We start from the raw sequence: 18,825 nt of genomic DNA on the forward strand, positions 1-18,825 counted from the left end.
GGAATGTTGGGAGGTTCGTTTCCCTCCACAAACGTCTCGGTGGTGACACATGCGGATCCTGATCCAGCTCCGTCCCTCCCCTGATCTGGTCGCGGCGGTCGTCGACCCCGGCCAGACCGCCACCACGGCCGACGTCGCCGACGGCCTGCCGGGCGTCGAGCTCGACCCCGCGTTCACGCCCGTGGCCGTGCCGCGCCCGGTGCCCGCGGCGGGCGGCGATCCGCTCTCGCTCAGCCAGCCGCTGGACTACTCCCTCGCCGCGGAGGACGCCTCGGTGCTGGTGCGGGGCACGATCTCGGACGACGAGCTGACCGCCAGGCTCGCGCTGCTGCCCGCGCTCAGGCCGGACGTGGTGGGCGTCTTCGCCGACCCCGTCATCGAGTCCACCCCGGTGTGCGGGGGCGACCCGCCATCCGGCGACTGGCACGACGTCGAGCGGCTGCTGAACGTTCCGGGGCTGCACGCCGAAGGGCTCGACGGCGACGGCGTGACGGTGGCCGTGCTGGACACCGGGATCAACGCGGCGCACGCGGCCAGGCAGCTCGGCAGGGGCGTCACGGTGGACGCCGAGCGGTGCTGGAGCCCCTCGGGGGTGGCCGGCAGGCCGGGCGAGTTCGAGATCGACCACGGCACGATGTGCGCCTTCGACGCGCTCATCGCCGCCCCGCAGGCCACGCTGATCGACCTGCCGGTGCTGCTGTCCACCCGGCCCGGCGGCTCGGCGCTGGACGGGCTGCTGTCGGACGCGGTGGCCGCCTTCGCGCACCTGCGCACCGTGCTCGACGCCCAGCCCGCCGGATCGCGGACGCTGGTGGTGAACAACTCGTGGGGGTCGTTCTCGCCCGAATGGGACTTTCCCGTGGGGCATCCGGGCAACTACTCCGACAACGCGGCGCACCCGTTCAACCTGATGGTCGCCGCGCTCGACAAGGCCGGCGCCGACGTGCTGTTCGCGGCCGGCAACTGCGGGCGCGACTGCCCGGACGGCCGCTGCGCCTACTCCGGGAGGCCCATCGTGGGCGCCAACTCCCATCCCAAGGTCCTGACGGTGGGCGGCATCGACGTCAACGGCGAGCGGGTGGGCTACTCCTCGCAGGGGCCGGGACGGCTGACCGCGCGCAAGCCGGACGTCTGCGCGTACACGCACTTCCTGGGCTCCAAGGCGTTCGGCGCCGGCCGGCCCGACTCGGGCACCTCGGCGGCGGCGCCGGTCGCGGCGGGGCTCGTGGCGGCGGTGCGCACCCGCTGGCCCGCGAGCAGGCTGTCGCCGGCCCAGCTCCGCGCCCTGCTGCGCAGGACAGCGGAGGACCGCAGCGAGGTCGGGTTCGACTACGACTACGGCTACGGCACCGTGGACCCGGCGGGGATCATCGCCGCGCTCCAGAAGCGGTCCAAGAACGGGGTCTGACACTCTCTCCCGGGGGCCGGGCCCGGCCCCCTAGGAGTTCTCCGTCATGGCGCCGATGATGCCCAGGGTCACGCCGAGGGCCACGAAGCAGAAGGTGATGATCAGCAGCACGGTGCCGATGATGCCGCAGATGCGCCCCGCCTGGACCATGCCGCGGTTCTCGTAGTAGTAGCCGCTCTCGTCGATCTCGCGCAGCGCCTTGTTCCCCATCGACCAGGCGAAGGGGCCGGTGAACATGCAGGCCACCAGGCTCACGATGCCCAGGACGAGGATGACCGTGCCGTTGGGATGGCTCTGCGGCGGCGGCCCGTAGTTGCCGGGACCGTAATCGGGATAGGACATGGTCGCGGCCTCACCTTCGAAAGCGACAGGTGCGCTTTATACCACAGTCTCCCCCTTGATCATCATGCGTCATCATGGTAGGGCCCATGATCCGCCCCCGAGGAGCCCTGCCCCCGTGCGTGAACGCACCCACGCCCTGCTCGCCCACCGCCACTTCCAGCGGTTCATCATCGGCGTCATCCTGATCAACGCGGCCACCCTCGGCCTGGAGACCTTCCCCGCCGTCGTCGAGGAGTACGGCACGATCCTTGCCGTGGTCGACCACGTGGCGCTCTACATCTTCACCGCCGAGCTGGTCGCCAAGCTCTACGTCGAGCGGGCCTCCTTCGTCCGCGACCCGTGGAACCTCTTCGACACCCTCATCGTCGCCATCGCCTTCGCCTCCACGAACGGCGGGCTGTCGGTGCTGCGCGCCCTGCGCATCCTGCGCGTGCTGCGGCTGCTGTCGGTGGTGCCCAGCCTGCGCCGCGTGGTGTCGGCGCTGCTGCGCGCGATGCCGGGGATGAGCTCGATCGTGGTGCTGCTGTCGCTGGTGCTCTACGTGGCCGCCGTCATGGCCACGAAGCTGTACGGGCAGACCGCGCCCGACCGCTTCGGCAGCCTGCCGACCTCGCTGTTCACGCTCTACCAGACGATGACGGGCGACGACTGGGGCAACATCGCCAGGGAGGTGATGAGCCGGCACCCGACGGCGTGGATCTTCTTCACCATCTTCATCCTCGTGTGCACGTTCGTCGTGCTCAACCTCTTCCTGGCGGTCGTGGTGAGCGCGATGGACGAGGAGAACGCCGAGGAGCGGGCGGCGCTGGAGGACACCTCCGCGCACATCATGGAGGACACCAGGGCCCACACCCAGCAGATCCTGGACGAGCTGTCCGAGCTGCGCAAGGAGGTCGCCGAGCTGCGCGCGCTGCGCGAGACGGCACCCCAGGCGCCGTCGGCGGGCATGAAGAAGGCCCGGGGGAAGCGGTCACGGTCCGCGTGATCGCTGCCCCCGGGCCCGCCCCGGCCGGGGCCGGCGCCTCACCGGCCGGTTCCGGCCTGCCGCTCCCAGGCCGGCGGGAGCGGACCCGGCCCGGTCAGCGGGAGTAGAACTCCACCACGAGCTGCTCGTCCACCGGGACCGCGATCTGCTCGCGCTGCGGCCGGTCGACCAGCGTGAACCGCAGCTCCTGCAGCTCGACCGACAGGTACGCGGCCGTGCGCTCGTCGGCGTACACGCCCTCCGCGGCGGCCACGAACGGCTGCATCCGGCGCGAGCGCTCCCGCACCGAGATGACCTGCCCCGGCCTGACCAGGTAGCTCGGGATGTCCACCTTGCGGCCGTCCACGGCGATGTGCCCGTGGCTGATGTACTGCCGGGCCGCGTAGATCGACGGCGCCAGGCCGGCCCGCAGCACGAGCGAGGCCAGGCGGCTCTCGAGGATCGTGACCAGCTCGGCGCCGGAGGCGCCCGACTTGCGCACGGCGAGGTCCCAGTAGCGGCGCAGCTGCCGCTCCGACACGTCGTAGTACCAGCGCAGCTTCTGCTTCTCCATCAGGCGCAGGCCGTAGTCGCCGGTGTTGCGACGGTTCGTCTTGCGGCCGTGCTCGCCCGGCGGGTAGGGGCGCTGTTCGAAGTAGCGGACGGCTTTCCTGGTCAGCGGGACGCCCGCGCGACGCGACAGTCGCACCTTCGGGCCGGTGTAGCGCACGTTCACCTCGATGTGATTAGGTAATCCTTACTTAGGTAAGGCTAACCTACCACTATTGATGCTCTCAAGGAGGCCGCCATGCTGCCGATCCCCGAACGGGTCCGCACCCTCGCCGCGACGGCCAACGTCGCCAAGCTCTCCGTTGACGGCGCCCCCTCCCCCGCGCGCGGCGGGGTGGACGAGCGCGGGCGCCCCGTCCTGCTCGTCCGGCCCGGCGAGAGCCTGCACGGGCTGCGCGGGGACGCGGTCGTGGCGGTGAACCTGACGGCGATGCGGCAACTGGGCACCGTCACCCACCCGCGCGGGCTGATCGAGGTGCAGGGCTGGGCGGAGGCCGTACCGGAGGCCGAGGCGCGCCCGGCGGCCGTGGCGGTGGCCGCGCACACCGCGGACGAGACCCTGTTCGACGCGCTGGAGCGCTTCGGGCAGCCGGACGCGCCCCGGTTGCTGCGGCTGGACGTGGGACAGGTGGTCTACCTGACCGGGCAGGAGTCGGGCGTGCTGGACGCCGACGACTACCTGGGGGCGGCACCCGATCCGCTCACCGAGACGGCGGAGCGGGTGCTCGCCCACGTCAACTCCTCCCACCGGACCCAGCTCGCGGCCGGCGTCGCCCAGCAGCTCGGGGAGCCCGCCGCGGAGGTGTGGCTGTGGGAGCTGGACCGGTTCGGGGCCACGGTGCGGGTGGACGAGTCGCTGGTGCGCTTCCCCTGGCCCACGCCCGCCCGTTCCGGCCTGTGCCTGGAGACGGCGCTGCGCGGGCTGCTGTGCACCTGCTGACACGCCGCTGTCAGAAGGAGCCGACGGCGGCGGTTGATCACATTTCGTCCGGCAAATTCCGTCTTCGGCCGGATGCGGGGGCCGCAGTCCCTACGATCTCTGATCGTGAGTGAGGCACGAAGGAGAACCGGCACGGCGGAAACCGCCGACCAGAGCGGGCGGCGCAGGCGGATGCTGACGATCGTCGGCGTGCTGTGCGGCACGTTGCTGCTCGCCTGCACCGCGGTCTTCATCGGCGGCGCGTTCAACGGCACCCGGGACGACGCGGGCGGCCCCGGCGCCGCCGGTTCCCGTTCCGAACCCGGCTCCGATGCCGACGCCGTGCCCGTACCCGGGCCCGGCTCCACCGGCGTGCAGTCACCCGGGCCGATGAGCGCCCGCCCCCTCGTCACCACCGCGCCGGCGGTGCGCAGCTCCGCGCCCGCGCCCGCCCGCACCAGGACCAGGACGGCCGCCCCGTCGCCGGCGACCAGCGGCACCCGCTCCCGCACCCCGGCCCCGACCCGGCCCGCGACGCCCACCGCGACGCGCCCGCCGACCACCGCGCCCGCCACCCCGACGGTCTCCACCTCCGGCCGCACGCCCCCCGGCCACACCAGGAATCCCCAGGGGAACGGCAAGACCCGGGGCCCGAAGGGGTGAGCCGGGAACCGCGCGGCCAGGCCGGGGGCCGGCTGGTCAGTGCGACAGGTGCGGGGTGGCGATCGTCCGGGACACCCGGCTCTCGGTGCCGGGCTCGACGATCACGAACTGGCCCATCATGCCGGAGTCCTCGTGCCGGAGGATGTGGCAGTGGTACATGTACGGCGTGGCCGGGTCCGTGAAGCCGCCGAACCGGACCGCGAGCCGGACGGTGCTCTTCGGCGGCACGTAGACGGTGTCCTTGTGGCCGCTCGCGTACGCCGCCGGCTTGTCCCCGTCCACGTCGAGCACCTGGAACGCCACCTCGTGGATGTGGAAGTTGTGGGCGTAGACGGTGTTCTCGATCTCCCAGATCTCGGTGGCGCCGGCCGGGACCACCTCGTCGATCCGGGACATGTCCATCTCCTTGCCGTTGATGGCGTCGTGGCCGTTGAGCCGGAACCGGCGGACCCTGGCGTTCGCGGGCGCCACGATCGGGCCGGGCGCGGCCAGGCGGGCCGGCAGGCGCGGTGAGGGGGCGAGCTGCCGCGCCGCGACCAGTCTCAGCAGGTCGAAGTCGCCCTCGTCGATGTCGTCACCGCCCGGGACCGTGCGCAGGAACACCTGCTCGCCGGGCGCGAACGCCACGACGACCTCGGCGCGCTCGCCCGGCGAGAGCGAGACCTGCTCCACCTCGACCGGGGCCGGCAGCAGGCCGGCGTCGTTGCCGACGACGTGGAACTTCCGGCCGTCGCCGAACACGAGGTGGTACCTGCGGGCGTTCGACCCGTTGAGGATCCGGAAGCGCACCCGCTCGGCGCGCACGTTCATGAACGGCGCATGGACGCCGTTGACCAGCATGTGATCGCCCAGGAGGCCGAAGGTGCCGCTCAGCACGTCGCCGGCCGGCGAGCCGTCCTCGGCGAGCTCCTTGTCCTGAAGGATCAGGGGCACGTCGTCGACCCCGTACTTCGAGGGGAGCTCCGGCGTGTCCCCGTCGTCGACGATGAACATGCCGGCCAGGCCGCGGTAGACGTGCCTGGCGGTCCCGCCGTGCGGGTGCGGGTGGTACCAGGACGTGGCGGCGGGCTGGTCGATCGTCCAGTGCGGGCTCCACGTGCCGCCCGGCTCGATCATCTGATGCGGGCCGCCGTCCATCTTCGCGGGCAGCCGCATGCCGTGCCAGTGCACGGTGCTCGCCTCGGCCAGACGGTTGGTGACCGTCATCCGCACCTGGTCGCCGCGGGCCGCCCGGATCGTGGGGCCGAGGTGCGGGCCGTTGAACCCCCAGGTCTCGACCGGCTTGCCCGGCAGGAGCTCGCTGCGGCCCCGCTGCATCGTCAGGGCGAAGTGCCGCGTCCCGTCCCGGTCCACCGCGGGCTCCAGCAGCGGTGGCACCCGCAGCTCCGTACGGAAGGCGGCCGGATCGGCCGTTGCGGGCCGCTCGCCGGAGCCGCAGGCGGAGGCCAGGCCGGAGAGAGCGGCGATGGCGAGGAACTGTCGACGGTTCATGGTCCCCGGATGATCTTTCGTGTGGGTGTGGCGGACCCACTGTGCGGCACCGACGGCTGCCCGGCACAGTCGCCGGGCTCACCTCGTGAGCGTGAGATCCTCATGATCGACTGGGGCGCGGGCGACCAGCTCGAACCGGTCGCCGGTCCGGGTGGTGGTGAGCTCGCCGCCGATGGCGGTCACGCGGGCGCGCAGGTTGCGCAGGCCCGAGCCGTGCGCCGGCTCCTGGCCGCGTGCCGCCCCGTCGTTGGTCACGCGGAGCCGTACCTGGCCGTCCTGGACCGCGATCTCGATCGCGCACTCGTCCGGGGTGCCGTGCTTGAGCACGTTGGTGACCGCCTCGCGCAACACCACCGCGAGCACGGACCCGGCCGGCACGCCCAGCCGCCCGGCGGTCCCGGCCGCGCCGGCGTCCGCCTCGACCGCCGGCGCGCCCGTCCCTCCCGGCACCGCCGTCCCGGTCACGGGCGTGGCGTCGATGCGTGCCCTCACACCCGCCGACTCCAGCACGGCCCTGGCGGAGTCGAGCTCCGCGGCCAGCGACAGGGGCAGGCCGGGAGCGCTCAGCCTCACGCTGTCCGAGAGCGCGGCGCGCACCGCCGCGGCCAGGCGTTCGAGCTGCGCGTCCGCCCGGTCCGGATCGGCGCCGAGCAGCCGCAGCGCCAGGTCCGCGTGCAGGACGATCGTGGTGAGGCCGCGGCCGAGCAGGTCGTGGACGTCCCTGCCCACCGCGAGCCGCTCGCGCAGGGCCGCCACCTCGACGAGCTCGGCCCGGGTGCGGCTGAGCTCGCCGACGAGATCCACCAGCCGGGTGAGGCCGTAAACCGCCATGGCGGTGTTCAGGACGCTGAGGAACGGGTAGACGCCGGCGATCGGGCCCAGGGTGAGCGCCTCCTCGACCGCGGCGACGCCGCTCATCGCCGCACAGAGCGGCCACGCCACCCGCCACGGCAGGTAGAGCAGGAGAACCCCCGCGAAGAACCCCGAGGCCAGCAACCCGGAGCCCTCGCCGAGTGCCAGCGGCGCGTAGATGGCGAGCGCGTGCGCGGCCAGGGTCCAGGCCAGCGTTCCGGGCCGGGGGCTGGACCGCAGCGCGGCCAGATGCCAGAACTGCAGGGCGAACGTCAGGGGAAAGAGCACGAGGTAGGCGGCGTGCGTGAAAACGGGACCGCGCTCCGCGCCGCCGGCGTAGTAGAACAGCGCCTGCCCGATGAACAGCACGTGGGTGGTGACGAGGATCGGCGTGGCCAGGCGCAGGATGCGGTTGTCGTCGTCGCGGGGCGGGACGGGGATCGCCTCGTCGGCCGGCGGCAGGGACCGTACCCGCTCCAACGCCTCCCGCGCCAGGGTCACCGCCGCCTCCACCGCCGTTCGCACCGCCGCCGCGTCACCCCGGCTCCCGGCCTCCCGCGCCTGCCGGGTCAGCCGCTCGACGGCGGCGACGTTCCGTACGACGAGGCCGTGTATCCGCCCCCACAGCCGCAGCCGCTCGACCGCCCCCGCCCTGGCGGCCAGCTCGGACCGTTCCCGTCCCACCTGGTGCAGCAGGACGGCGAGGCTGCTGATGCCGTACAGCATCAGGCCGACGTTGATCGGGGCGATGATCGCGTAGTAGACCAGGTACGGGAGGCGGTCATGGGCCAGCGCGACGGCGCCCTCGACGGCCGCGATCAGCCCGAGGATCACCCACGCGGGAGGACCGCTCACCACGAGCAGGGCCGAGGCCGCGACGAACCCCGAGCCGCCCACCTCCCAGCTCTCGGGCTCGGCGAGCAGCGGCAGGTAGTTCGCCACCGCCTGCACGGGGAAGAGCGCGGCGGACAGCCGCCGCCGGCCCGGCAGCGAGATCGGCACCTGGAGCGCGGCGACCAGCGCGACGCAGACCACGGTCAGCAGGTCGAACTCCTGCACGACGAAGTAGAAGCTCACCCGCAGCAGACCCGTCACGCCGATGAACACCACGACCAGGCGAACGGGGTTCAGCGCCCCCAGGCGCGTCGAGCCGGACAGGTTGAGCGCACCCGGCCGGGCCGAGCCTGCCGGGTTCAGCAGCCTCAGGCGGGCCGGGCCTGCCGGGTTCGGCACCCTCAGGCGGGCCGAGCCGCCCGGGTTCGGCACCCTCGGCCGGGCCGGGCCGTCCGGGCTCAGAGCCACCCGGCGTCCTGGGCGATCCGTACGGCGTGCAGCCGGTTGCGCGCGTGCAGCGTGGTGACGATCTGGGTGAGGTAGTTGCGGATGGTGCCCGCCGACAGGAACAGCGCCTGCGCGATCTGCTCCACGTCCTCGCCGTCGGCGAACCGCCGGAGCACCTCCAGCTCGCGCGGCTTGAGCGGGCTCTCGACCGCCTCCAGCGCCGCCACGGCGAGCTGCGGATCGACCACCCGCTCGCCCGCCGCGACCCTCCTGATCGCGTCGGCGAGCTGGCCGGGCGGGGCGTCCTTCACCATGAACCCGGCCGCCTGCGCGGCGAACGCCCTGCGGACGTTGCCCGGGCGGCCGTAGCTCGTCACGATCAGCACCCGGCAGCCCGGCACCCGCCTGCGCAGCTCGGCCGCGGCGGTGAGCCCGTCGAGGCCGGGCAGCTCGACGTCGAGCACCGCCACGTCGGGGTCGTGCTCCAGCGCCTTGGGGACGATCTCGTCACCGGTCGCCGCCTCCGCGACGACCTTGATGTCGGGTTCGAGGCCGAGCAGCGCGACCAGCGCGCCGCGGACCAGGTGCATGTCCTCGGCGAGCAGAACGCGGATCATTGCTTGCTCCTAGCCTCAAGGCCCTACTTTCGCCCCATTTCTACCATCTCGTGAGATCTTCATTGTGGATCATGAAAGATCCACGCGACGGGGGGAACGGGCCGCCTCAGGCGCGGGAGCGGGCCATGCCCTCCAGGAGGTAGCCGAGCCCCTCGTCGAACGTGGCGTCCCAGTCGTGCTCCAGCCCGTGCTCGGCCAGCGCCGGGTAGCGGTCGGCGCGCTCGCGCAGGAAGGCACCGGTGTCGGTGTCGCCGCCGCGGTCCCAGGTCACCTGCATGATCACGGAGCCCATCACGTAGTTCGACAGGCTGTAGGCGGCCGGCTTCGGGGCGGAGAACCCGGCGGCGGTCAGCGTCTCGTACAGGAACTCGGTGCGCCGCAGCGCGTTGGGGCCCATCAGCGGGCGGTCGAGGAGCGTCGCCGACCACGGGTGCCGCAGCAACGCCGCCCGCCAGCGCCGCATCAACCCCCGCACCGGCGCCCGCCAATCACCGACCGTCTGCGGGCCGCCACCTCCCGCTGGCCCGCCACCACCCGCTGGCCCGCCACCACCCGCTGCGGCGCCCCCTGCATCCCGCCCTGGAAACCCGCCGGCCGGATCGCCCCGGACGGCCAGTCCGACCCGCTCGACCAGTTCGACCAGGTCGTCCAGCCTGACCTCGCCGAACACCTCGTCCATGGCCAGGTCCAGCACGTCGTCCTTGGTCTTGACGTGCCAGTAGAGGGTGGTCGAGCCGGTGTCGAGGCGCTCGGCGAGGCGGCGCATGGTCAGCCGCCCCACGCCCTCCTCGTCCAGCAGCGCCATCGCCTCCGCCACGATCCGCTCCAGCGTCAGCGTCTGCCTGGGGGCCTTCTGACTGCGCGACCACACGTTGTCCACCCCGGGATAATACGTTGTACGACGACCGGATCAATGGTCTAGTTAATAGAACGACGATCCGGAAGCGATCGAACACCGGTCCGGCACGGTGGAACGCCGGTCGAGGAGGAGGGGTCAGGGTGGGGCATGTCGACGTGAGCGGGGTGACGTACCTGCTGCCCGATGGACGGCCCTTGCTGCTGGAGGTGTCGTTCAAGGTCGGCGACGGCGCCAAGGCGGCGCTCGTCGGGCCGAACGGGGCGGGCAAGAGCACGTTGCTGCGGCTCATCGCGGGCGAGGTGACACCGGCCGAGGGGCGGGTCGCCGTCACGGGCGGGGTCGGCGTCATGCGGCAGTTCCTCGGCGAGGGCACCGTACGGGATCTGCTGCTGAGTGTGGCGCCGCGTCAGATCAGGCAGGCGTGGGCGGCGCTGGAGCGGGCGGAGGCGGCGATCGCGGCACGCGACGACGAGGAGCGGCAGCTCGGCTACGCCCAGGCCATCGCCGACTACGCCGACGCCGGCGGTTACGAGCTGGAGCTGGTCTGGGACGTGTGCGCCACCGAGGCGCTCGGACTCCCGTACGAGGAGATCAAGGACCGGAGCCTGACCACGCTGTCCGGCGGGGAGCAGAAGCGGCTCATGCTGGAGGCGCTGCTGCGCGGGCCCGACGAGGTGCTGCTGCTCGACGAGCCCGACAACTACCTGGACGTGCGGGGCAAGCAGTGGCTGGAGCGGGCGATCAGGAGCTCGGGCAAGACGGTGCTGCTCGTCTCGCACGACCGGCGGCTGCTGGCCGAGGCCGCCGACCGCATCATCACGGTCGAGGGGCGGGGCGTGTGGGTGCACGGCGGCGGGTTCGCCGGTTACGCCGAGGCGCGCAGGCGGCGCAAGGAGCGGCTGGAGGAGCTGCGGCAGCGCTGGGAGGAGGAGCGGGCCCGGCTGCGGCGGCTCGTGCACGTCCTGCGGCAGCGCTCGGCCGGCAACGACGCGCTGGCGGGGGCGTACCAGTCGGCGGTGACGCGGCTGGACCGGTTCGAGCGGGCGGGGCCGCCCCAGCGCGCGCCGAAGGAGCAGAACGTCCGCATGCGGCTGCGCGGCGGCCGCACCGGCAAGCGGGCGGTCGTCTGCGAGGAGCTGGAGCTGAGCGGGCTGCTGCGGCCGTTCTCCACCGAGATCTGGTACGGCGAGCGCGTCGGCGTGCTCGGCATGAACGGCACCGGCAAGTCCCACTTCCTGCGCCTGCTGGCCGGCGAGCCGATCGCGCACACCGGCGTCGCCCGCCTGGGCGCCCGGGTCTTTCCCGGCCACTTCGCCCAGACCCATCTACGCCCGGACCTGCGCGGTCGCCCCGCGGCCGAGGTGGTCATGCACGAGCACGCGATGACCCGCAACGAGGCGATGGCGGCGCTGGCCCGCTACGAGCTGGCGCCGGCGGGCGGCCAGCCGTTCGAGACGCTGTCGGGCGGGCAGCAGGCGCGGCTGCAGATCCTGCTGCTGGAGCTGTCGGGCGCGACGCTGCTGCTGCTCGACGAGCCGACGGACAACCTGGACCTGGCCAGCGCGGAAGCCTTGCAGGCCGGGCTGGGCGGCTTCGAGGGCACGGTGCTGGCCGTGACCCACGATCGCTGGTTCGCCGACGACCTGGACCGGTACTTGATCTTCGGCGCGGACGGGCTGGTCCGGGAGAGCGACACGCCGCGCTGGGACCTCTGACGCCGACCGGCCGCAAGCCTGCGCTCCTGGCAGGCCACCGCGCCTGTCGTGACGAACCGACCAGGATACATCGCTCGACGACTCGAGGCTCGAGTGGGCCGCACTCTGGAAGGCGCTCCCCAAGGTGGTGTTCTCCACCACGCTGACGGCCGTGCAGGGCAACGCCCGCCTGGCCTCCGGCGACCTGCTGGAGGAGATCGAGGTCGTCCACCTCCGCCACCGCGTGGCGCGCCGGCGGTCCGAGGGCGGGGTGCCCGAGGGGAACACGGCGCGGGCGCGCTCGGCCAGGCGGTGGGGCGTGCGGCGACGCGGTCAGTGCGACTGCGGGGGCATGACGCAGAACTCGTGGCCGTCGGGATCGGTCATCACGACCCAGTCGGCCTCGTCGCCCTGGCCGATGTCCACGGGCGTCGCCCCGAGGGAGATGAGCCGGTCGACCTCCACTCGCTGATCACCGCCGGCGGCGGGAGCGAGGTCGAAGTGCAACCGGTACTTGCCGGTCTTCGGGTCCAGCGGCGGACCGCCCCAGGTGATCTTCGGGCCGCCGTGCGGTGAGCGGATGGCGGTCTCCTGGTTCTGGTCCCAGACCAGGGGCCAGCCGAGCGCCGCGCTCCAGAAGTAGCCCGTCTCCTGCGAGCCGTCGCACGCGAGCGCTCCGATGAACCCGCAGTCGGCGAGGAACTTGTTGTCCGGCTCGATGACGCAGAACTCGTTGCCCTCGGGATCGGCGAGCACGACGTGCGCCTCTTCCGGGCCCTGCCCGATGTCGATGTGGCGGGCGCCGAGTTCGAGCGCCCTGGCCACCGTCCGCTGCTGGTTCTCGAGGGACGTGCTCGTCAGGTCGAAGTGCATCTGGTTCTGGCCGGCCTTCTTCTCCTGCGAGGCGAGGAACCGGATCCGGAACCCGGTGTCATCGCCCGGCAGGAGCGTGAAGCCGCCGCGGGGGTCGTCGGCCGTCTCCCAGTCCAGGACGCCGGCCCAGAAGCGTGCGAGGCGGAGCGGGTCGTGCGCGTCGAAGCAGAGCGCGATGAGGCGGCAGGTCACTTCGCTCCGCACCTCCGATCTGTTGGAGCGATCAATGCCGGGAAGGCAGGGCATGTCGCCTCACGCCGTGGAAAGGTGACGCCGGTCACCCGCTGGGCAGAGGCGGCACCGGCCATGCTGGCACGCTCCCCGGTGATCCTCTACAGGTTTTCCGGTCCCGCCTGCGTGGGCCGGGGCCGCGCTCAGCCCGCTTCCGTGGCGGGCAGGCGATCCCGCCGCAGCGCCGTCAGCGTCATGGTCTCGTCCACGGCCTCGGGTGACAGCACGTGGTCCAGCACCATCACCGCACACCCGCTGATCCCGGCCCCCGCGCCGAGCCGGCTGGGCTCGATGCGCAGCCGCCGGGTGGCCAGGGCGGTGGAGCGGCGGTAGACGACCTCGCGGATGCTCGACACCAGCGGCCCGAACGCCTCCGCCACGTCACCTCCGAGCACCACCACGGACGGGTTGAGGATGTTGACGGCCCCGGCCAGCACCTCGCCGATCCGCCGGCCGGCCTCGCGGACCGTGGCCATGGTCTCGGCGTCGCCGGCCCGTACGAGCGCGGTCACGTCGGCGATCGTCTTGACGTCCTTGCCGCTCGCCCGCAGCTCGCGCAGGAGCGCGGTGCCGCTGGCGACGGAGTCGACGCAGTCGTAGTTGCCGCAGCGGCACAGCACGCCGCCCCCGTCCAGCACGGGGATGTGCCCGATCTCGCCCGCCGCGCCCAGCGCGCCGCGCAGGATGCCGCCGCCGGCGATCACGCCGGCGCCGATGCGGGTGGAGATCTTCACGAACATCAGGTCGTCGAGGTCGGGGTACGCGCCGCGGTGCTCGCCGATGGCCAGCACGTTCACGTCGTTGTCGACGAGCACGGGCACGGGGAAGCGCTCGCGGATGATCGGCGGGATGACGACGCCGGTCCAGGAGGCCATGACGCGGGCACTCTCCGTACGGCCCTGCGCGAACTCGACCGTGGCGGGCACGCCCATCCCGACGCCCTGGATCATCGAGCGCGGCCGGTCGCCGAGCAGGTCGTCCCAGGTGTCCATGAGCAGCGGCAGCACGATGTCGGGCCCCTGCTCCACGTCCATCGCGAACTCGCGCCCGGCAAGCTCGGCCCCGGAGAGGTCGCAGACCGACACCCGGGTCCGGGAGGCGCCGAGCGCCGCCACCAGCACCACGCCGCCCGACGCGTTGAACTCCAGCCGGACCGGCGGCCGCCCGCCGGTGGACGGGGCGTCGGTGCGCTCCACGACCAGGCCGCGTTCGAGCAGCTCGCCGACGCGCAACTGCACCGCGGGGCGCGAAAGGCCGGTCACCCGGCCGAGGTCGGCCCGCGTCACGGCCTCACCGGTGCGGATGAGGCGGAGCACCTCGCCACTGGTGGCGAGGGCGGCAGCGGTACGTCGAGGCATCGGCTAAGTGAACCACATGCGGTTGTGTCATGAAAAGTCGCGACTTTTTTATCTCAAATACCAAAACTCCGCTTGTGTGAGACCCAAACTCTGGTTAGTGTCCGTTCTGTCCCTGCTTGGTAGATCATCGGAGCCCCTCACCGTGTCCACCGCCGAAACCTCCACCGGCCCCGTCGCCCACACCGCCGATCTCGTCGTGTTCGGCGGCACCGGCGACCTGTCCATGCGCAAGCTGATCCCGGCGCTGTACCACAGCGACAGGGAGGGCAGGCTCTCCCCGGAGACGCGCGTCATCGCGATGTCCAGGGGCGGGCTGACCGACGCCGACTTCCGCGGCAAGGTGGACGCCGAGGTACGCAGCCAGCTCCCCGTGGAGGACGAGAGCCAGTGGCAGCGGTTCCTGTCCCGCCTGCACCACGTGTCGGTGGACGTCGGCCGCGACGACACCTCCGGTTGGAGCGCGCTGGCCGAGCTGCTGGCCGGTCACGAGGCCCGCGACCGGGTGTTCTACCTGGCCAGCCCGCCCAGGACGTTCGGCCCGTTCTGTCGCGAGCTGGAGCAGGCCGGCCTGGTGACGCCCCGCTCGCGCGTGGTGCTGGAGAAGCCGCTGGGCCACGACCTGACGAGCGCGCAGCGCATCAACGACGAGGTCGGCGCCATCTTCGACGAGCGCCAGATCTTCCGCATCGACCACTACCTGGGCAAGGAGACGGTGCAGAACCTGCTGGTCCTGCGCTTCGCCAACGCCTTCCTGGAGCCGATCTGGAACTCGCTGTGGATCGACCACGTCCAGATCACGGCCGCCGAGACGGTCGGCACGCCGGGCAGGCGCGGCTACTACGACCACGCGGGCGCGCTGCGCGACATGGTGCAGAACCACCTGCTGCAGCTCCTGACGCTGACCGCGATGGAGCCGCCGGCCCGCAACGACCGCGAGGCCATCCGCGACGAGAAGGTCAAGGTGCTGCAGGCGCTGCGGCCGATCGCGGGCGGCGAGGTGGACCGTTTCACCGTGCGCGGCCAGTACACCGAGGCCGGCGACATGGTGGGCTACCTCGACGAGCCCGCCTCCACCCCGCCGAACGAGGCCTCGCGGCGGGTGGAGACGTTCACCGCGATCCGGGCCGAGATCAAGAACTGGCGGTGGGCGGGGGTGCCGTTCTACCTGCGCACCGGCAAGCGCATGCCGTACCGGCGCTCGGAGATCGTGGTGCAGTTCAAGGACGTGCCGCACTCCATCTTCCCCGGCGGCGCCCCGAACCGCCTCGTGCTGCGGCTCCAGCCGGAGGAGGGCATCGAGCTGCACATCATGGCCAAGGAGCCGGGCGCGGGCGAGACGACGCTCAAGCCGGTGCCGCTGTCGCTGAACTTCGGCAAGACGTTCACGGCGCGCGTGCCCGAGGCGTACGAGCGGCTGCTGATGGACGTGCTGACCGGTAACCCGACGCTGTTCATGCGCCGCGACGAGGTCGAGGCGGCCTGGCGGTGGATCGACCCGATCCTCGACGCCTGGGCGGCCGACCCCGCGCTGCCCGAGCCCTACCCCGCAGGAACCACCGGCCCCGCCGGAGCCCACGAGCTGCTCGGACGCAGCGGTCGTGCCTGGCACGAGGAGGAAATGTGATGAACCACGTCATCCAGGAAATCACCGACCGGATCATCGAGCGCAGCGCCGCCAGCCGTACCGCGTACCTGGAGCGGATCCGCCGCGAGGGCGAGGCCGCCAGGGCGAAGGGCCCGGCGCGGGCGCACCTCGGCTGCGCGAACCTCGCGCACGGCTTCGCGGGCGCCCCGGCCGAGGACAAGCCGGTGCTGCGCGGCTCGGCCAAGCCCGGCGTGGCCATCGTGACCAGCTACAACGACATGCTGTCCGCGCACCAGCCGTACGAGACGTACCCGCCGGAGCTGAAGCAGGCCGTGCGCAAGGCGGGCGGCGTGGCGCAGGTGGCGGGCGGCGTGCCGGCCATGTGCGACGGCATCACGCAGGGCCGGGCCGGCATGGAGCTGTCTCTCTACAGCCGCGACGTGATCGCCATGTCCACCGCGATCGCGCTGTCGCACGACATGTTCGACTCCACGCTGTTGCTGGGCGTGTGCGACAAGATCGTGCCCGGGCTGTTCATCGGGGCGCTGCACTTCGGGCACCTGCCCGCGATCTTCGTGCCCGCGGGCCCGATGACCTCGGGCCTGCCGAACAAGGTCAAGGCCCGCACCCGGCAGCTCTTCGCCGAGGGCAAGGTCGGCAGGGACGAGCTGCTCGACGCCGAGGCCAAGTCGTACCACTCCCCCGGCACCTGCACCTTCTACGGCACCGCCAACTCCAACCAGGCGCTGATGGAGGTCATGGGCCTGCACCTGCCAGGCTCGACGTTCGTCAACCCGCACACCGAGCTGCGCCATGCCCTCACGCAGGCCGCCGGGCGCAGGGCGGTGGAGATCACCGCGCACGGCGCCGAGTACACGCCGATCGGCGAGCTGGTGGACGAGAAGGCGATCGTGAACGCCTGCGTCGCGCTGCTGGCCACCGGCGGCTCCACGAACCACACGCTGCACCTGGTCGCCATGGCCGCCGCCGCGGGCATCGTGCTGACCTGGGACGATCTGGCCTGCCTGTCCGAGGTCGTGCCGTCGCTGACCAAGATCTACCCGAACGGCCAGGCGGACGTGAACCACTTCCGCGACGCCGGCGGCATGCAGGTCCTCATCGGCGACCTGCTGGACGAGGGGCTGCTGCACGGGGACGTCATGACCGTGGCGGGCCCCGGCCTCGACCGTTACCGCGAGGCGCCGGAGCTGGTGGACGGCGAGCTGGTCTGGGCGCCGGTCACCGGCGGCAGCAAGGACCTGGACGTGCTGCGCCCGGCCGCCGACCCGTTTTCGGCCGACGGCGGCATCCACATGGTCGAGGGCAACCTGGGCCGCGCCGTCAGCAAGGTCTCGGCGGTCAAGCCGGAGCACCTGGTGATCGAGGCGCCGGCCAAGGTGTTCCACGACCAGCTCGACCTGCTGAAGGCGTTCGAGGCGGGCGAGCTGGACGGGCAGGACTTCGTGGCGGTCATCCGCTACCAGGGCCCGAGCGCGAACGGCATGCCCGAGCTGCACAAGCTCACCTCGCCGCTGGCCGTGCTGCTCGACCGGGGTCAGCGGGTGGCCATCGTCACCGACGGCCGCATGTCGGGCGCGTCGGGCAAGGTGCCGGCGGCCATCCACCTGTCGCCCGAGGCGGCCGACGGCGGGCCGATCGCGCTGGTGCGCGACGGCGACGTGATCAGGCTGGACTCGGCGGCGGGCACGCTGGAGCTGCTGGTGCCGGCCGAGGAGCTGGCCCGCCGCACGCCCGAGGGCCGGCCGCTGAGCGACGCGCAGTGGGTCGGCACGGGGCGCGAGCTGTTCGCCGCCTTCCGCCGGATGGCGGGTCACGCCGAGCAGGGCGCGGGCATCTTCGGGGTGAGCGGCGCCGAGTCGCCGCACCACGGCCCCGGGCTGGGCTTCCCCGCCGAGGCGGGCTCGTCCCACCTCGAGACGGGCGCGCCGGTCGGCGCGCTGGTTCGGTGACGGGGTATTTGCCGGTACGGTGCTTTGTGTCCGTTTGGCGCGCGCTGAACGCTCCTGAGCCCGTACGTCCGCACCACCCCGCATGGGGAGACGTGAACGATCGTGGGATCCTTCGGTGTATGGCGAGCGATCTTGACGCCGCCCCGAATGCCGGAGGTATCCGTGAATGCCTTTGACCTTCCGTGGCTCGTCGCCGACATCGGGGGGACCAACGCCCGGTTCGGCCTGGTCACCTCGCTGGGGGCGCGCCCGTCCAACGTCGCGGTCCTGCCCGGTGCCGACTACCCCACCCTCCCCGAAGCCGTAGCCGCCTATCTCGCGGAGCACGCGGGCGGAGTGCGACCGGGGGCGGCCTGTCTGGCGCTGGCGGGCCCGATCGACGGCGACCACTACCGGCTCACGAACTCCCACTGGGCCGGCTCCATCCGCGACCTCGGCGTGCCGTATGCCCGGCTGCTCAACGACTTCGAGGCGCTGGCCGTGTCGCTGCCCCACCTGGCGGGCGACGAGCTGGTGTCCCTGGGCGGGCCCGCGCCCGAGCACGGCGTCAAGGCGGTGCTGGGCCCGGGGACCGGCCTCGGCGTGGGCGGGCTGGTGCCCACCGAGCACGGCTGGACGGCGATCCCCGGCGAGGGCGGGCACGCCACGGTGCCGGTGTTCGAGCCGCGCGAGATCGAGATCGTCCGCGCGATGCAGTCGCAGGGCCTGCCGCACGTGGTGGCCGAGCACCTGCTGTCGGGCCCGGGGCTGGTGCGCCTGCACCGGGCGCTGGCCCTGGTGAACGGCGTCAGCGCGCCCGACCTGACCGCCTCCGACATCGTGGCCAGGGTGGACGACTCGCTGTGCGCGGAGACGGTCGAGGTGTTCTGCGGCATGCTCGGCACCTTCGCCGGCAACGTGGCCCTGACGCTCGGCGCCCGGGGAGGGGTGTACCTGGCCGGCGGGGTGCTGCCCCGGATCGTGGAGCGCGTGCGTGCCAGCAGCTTCCGTACGCGCTTCGAGGACAACCCCGACATGGCCGCCTACCTGTCGGAGATCGGCACCGTGCTGATCGTCGCGGCCCAGCCCGGGATGACGGGCGCGGCCGCCTGGCTGAGCCAGCACGCCCGCACGGAGCTGGTGGGCTGACTGAAGCCCACCAGGTGGGC

The 18,825-nt window shown here is 72.5% G+C and carries 16 protein-coding genes; 8 read left to right on the plus strand and 8 right to left on the minus strand.

Annotation, left to right across the window (positions count from 1 at the left end):
* Positions 1-49 precede the first annotated feature (49 nt).
* Entirely contained in the window at positions 50-1,408 is a 1,359-nt protein-coding gene (locus ACBJ32_RS09305; RefSeq protein ID WP_357866774.1) for a S8 family serine peptidase, read from the plus strand.
* Between the two features lie 30 nt (positions 1,409-1,438).
* Here ACBJ32_RS09305 and ACBJ32_RS09310 read toward each other — a convergent pair whose 3' ends face one another.
* On the minus strand, positions 1,439-1,750 hold the full coding sequence (locus tag ACBJ32_RS09310; RefSeq protein ID WP_357866771.1) for a DUF4190 domain-containing protein: 312 nt from the start codon (positions 1,748-1,750) through the stop codon (positions 1,439-1,441).
* A gap of 115 nt (positions 1,751-1,865) precedes the next feature.
* On the opposite strand from ACBJ32_RS09310, the gene ACBJ32_RS09315 reads away from it, so the two are divergent.
* Positions 1,866-2,735 (plus strand): ion transporter, encoded by an 870-nt coding sequence (locus tag ACBJ32_RS09315; protein WP_375126376.1) that lies wholly within the window; start codon positions 1,866-1,868, stop codon positions 2,733-2,735.
* Positions 2,736-2,829: 94 nt separating this feature from the next.
* On the opposite strand, the gene rpsD is transcribed toward ACBJ32_RS09315, so the two are convergent.
* Entirely contained in the window at positions 2,830-3,444 is a 615-nt protein-coding gene (gene rpsD, locus ACBJ32_RS09320) for a 30S ribosomal protein S4 (RefSeq protein ID WP_357867078.1), read from the minus strand.
* 78 nt (positions 3,445-3,522) lie between these two features.
* On the opposite strand from rpsD, the gene ACBJ32_RS09325 reads away from it, so the two are divergent.
* Together ACBJ32_RS09325 and ACBJ32_RS09330 are read left to right on the plus strand one after the other, a co-directional pair.
* Positions 3,523-4,224: a DUF2470 domain-containing protein gene (locus ACBJ32_RS09325; protein ID WP_375126377.1), complete on the plus strand. Its 702-nt coding sequence runs from the start codon at positions 3,523-3,525 to the stop codon at positions 4,222-4,224.
* 105 nt (positions 4,225-4,329) lie between these two features.
* Positions 4,330-4,866, plus strand: coding sequence for a hypothetical protein (locus ACBJ32_RS09330; RefSeq protein WP_375126378.1), 537 nt, complete (start codon positions 4,330-4,332; stop codon positions 4,864-4,866).
* Positions 4,867-4,902: 36 nt separating this feature from the next.
* On the opposite strand, the gene ACBJ32_RS09335 is transcribed toward ACBJ32_RS09330, so the two are convergent.
* The 4 genes from ACBJ32_RS09335 to ACBJ32_RS09350 form a co-directional block, all read right to left on the minus strand.
* The gene (locus ACBJ32_RS09335; RefSeq protein ID WP_375126379.1) at positions 4,903-6,357 is read right to left on the minus strand and encodes a multicopper oxidase family protein; all 1,455 of its coding nucleotides are present in this window, start codon (positions 6,355-6,357) and stop codon (positions 4,903-4,905) included.
* A 78-nt stretch (positions 6,358-6,435) separates the two neighbouring features.
* On the minus strand, positions 6,436-8,511 hold the full coding sequence (locus ACBJ32_RS09340) for a sensor histidine kinase (protein ID WP_375126380.1): 2,076 nt from the start codon (positions 8,509-8,511) through the stop codon (positions 6,436-6,438).
* Complete coding sequence (locus tag ACBJ32_RS09345; RefSeq protein WP_375126381.1) at positions 8,502-9,107, minus strand: DNA-binding response regulator; 606 nt, start codon at positions 9,105-9,107, stop codon at positions 8,502-8,504. The genes ACBJ32_RS09340 and ACBJ32_RS09345 overlap by 10 nt, the downstream gene beginning before the upstream one ends.
* A 106-nt stretch (positions 9,108-9,213) precedes the next feature.
* Positions 9,214-9,987, minus strand: coding sequence for a TetR/AcrR family transcriptional regulator (locus ACBJ32_RS09350; RefSeq protein WP_375126382.1), 774 nt, complete (start codon positions 9,985-9,987; stop codon positions 9,214-9,216).
* A gap of 119 nt (positions 9,988-10,106) precedes the next feature.
* Here ACBJ32_RS09350 and ACBJ32_RS09355 point away from each other — a divergent pair, with 119 nt between their 5' ends.
* Positions 10,107-11,681, plus strand: coding sequence for an ABC-F family ATP-binding cassette domain-containing protein (locus ACBJ32_RS09355; protein ID WP_375126383.1), 1,575 nt, complete (start codon positions 10,107-10,109; stop codon positions 11,679-11,681).
* A gap of 312 nt (positions 11,682-11,993) precedes the next feature.
* Here ACBJ32_RS09355 and ACBJ32_RS09360 read toward each other — a convergent pair whose 3' ends face one another.
* The gene (locus ACBJ32_RS09360) at positions 11,994-12,737 is read right to left on the minus strand and encodes a VOC family protein (protein WP_375126384.1); all 744 of its coding nucleotides are present in this window, start codon (positions 12,735-12,737) and stop codon (positions 11,994-11,996) included.
* 170 nt (positions 12,738-12,907) lie between these two features.
* Positions 12,908-14,122 (minus strand): ROK family protein, encoded by a 1,215-nt coding sequence (locus tag ACBJ32_RS09365; protein WP_375126385.1) that lies wholly within the window; start codon positions 14,120-14,122, stop codon positions 12,908-12,910.
* A 223-nt stretch (positions 14,123-14,345) separates the two neighbouring features.
* Between ACBJ32_RS09365 and zwf the strand changes: the two genes are divergently transcribed.
* From zwf to glk, 3 genes are all read left to right on the plus strand, one after another.
* Entirely contained in the window at positions 14,346-15,746 is a 1,401-nt protein-coding gene (gene zwf, locus ACBJ32_RS09370; protein ID WP_375126942.1) for a glucose-6-phosphate dehydrogenase, read from the plus strand.
* Positions 15,746-17,677 (plus strand): phosphogluconate dehydratase, encoded by a 1,932-nt coding sequence (gene edd / locus ACBJ32_RS09375; RefSeq protein WP_375126386.1) that lies wholly within the window; start codon positions 15,746-15,748, stop codon positions 17,675-17,677. The genes zwf and edd overlap by 1 nt, the downstream gene beginning before the upstream one ends.
* 162 nt (positions 17,678-17,839) lie before the next feature.
* Positions 17,840-18,805, plus strand: a complete 966-nt coding sequence (gene glk, locus ACBJ32_RS09380; protein WP_375126387.1) for a glucokinase — start codon at positions 17,840-17,842, stop codon at positions 18,803-18,805.
* Positions 18,806-18,825: the final 20 nt, after the last annotated feature.

Source organism: Nonomuraea sp. GTA35 (genome assembly GCF_041950525.1).
Taxonomy (GTDB): domain Bacteria; phylum Actinomycetota; class Actinomycetes; order Streptosporangiales; family Streptosporangiaceae; genus Nonomuraea.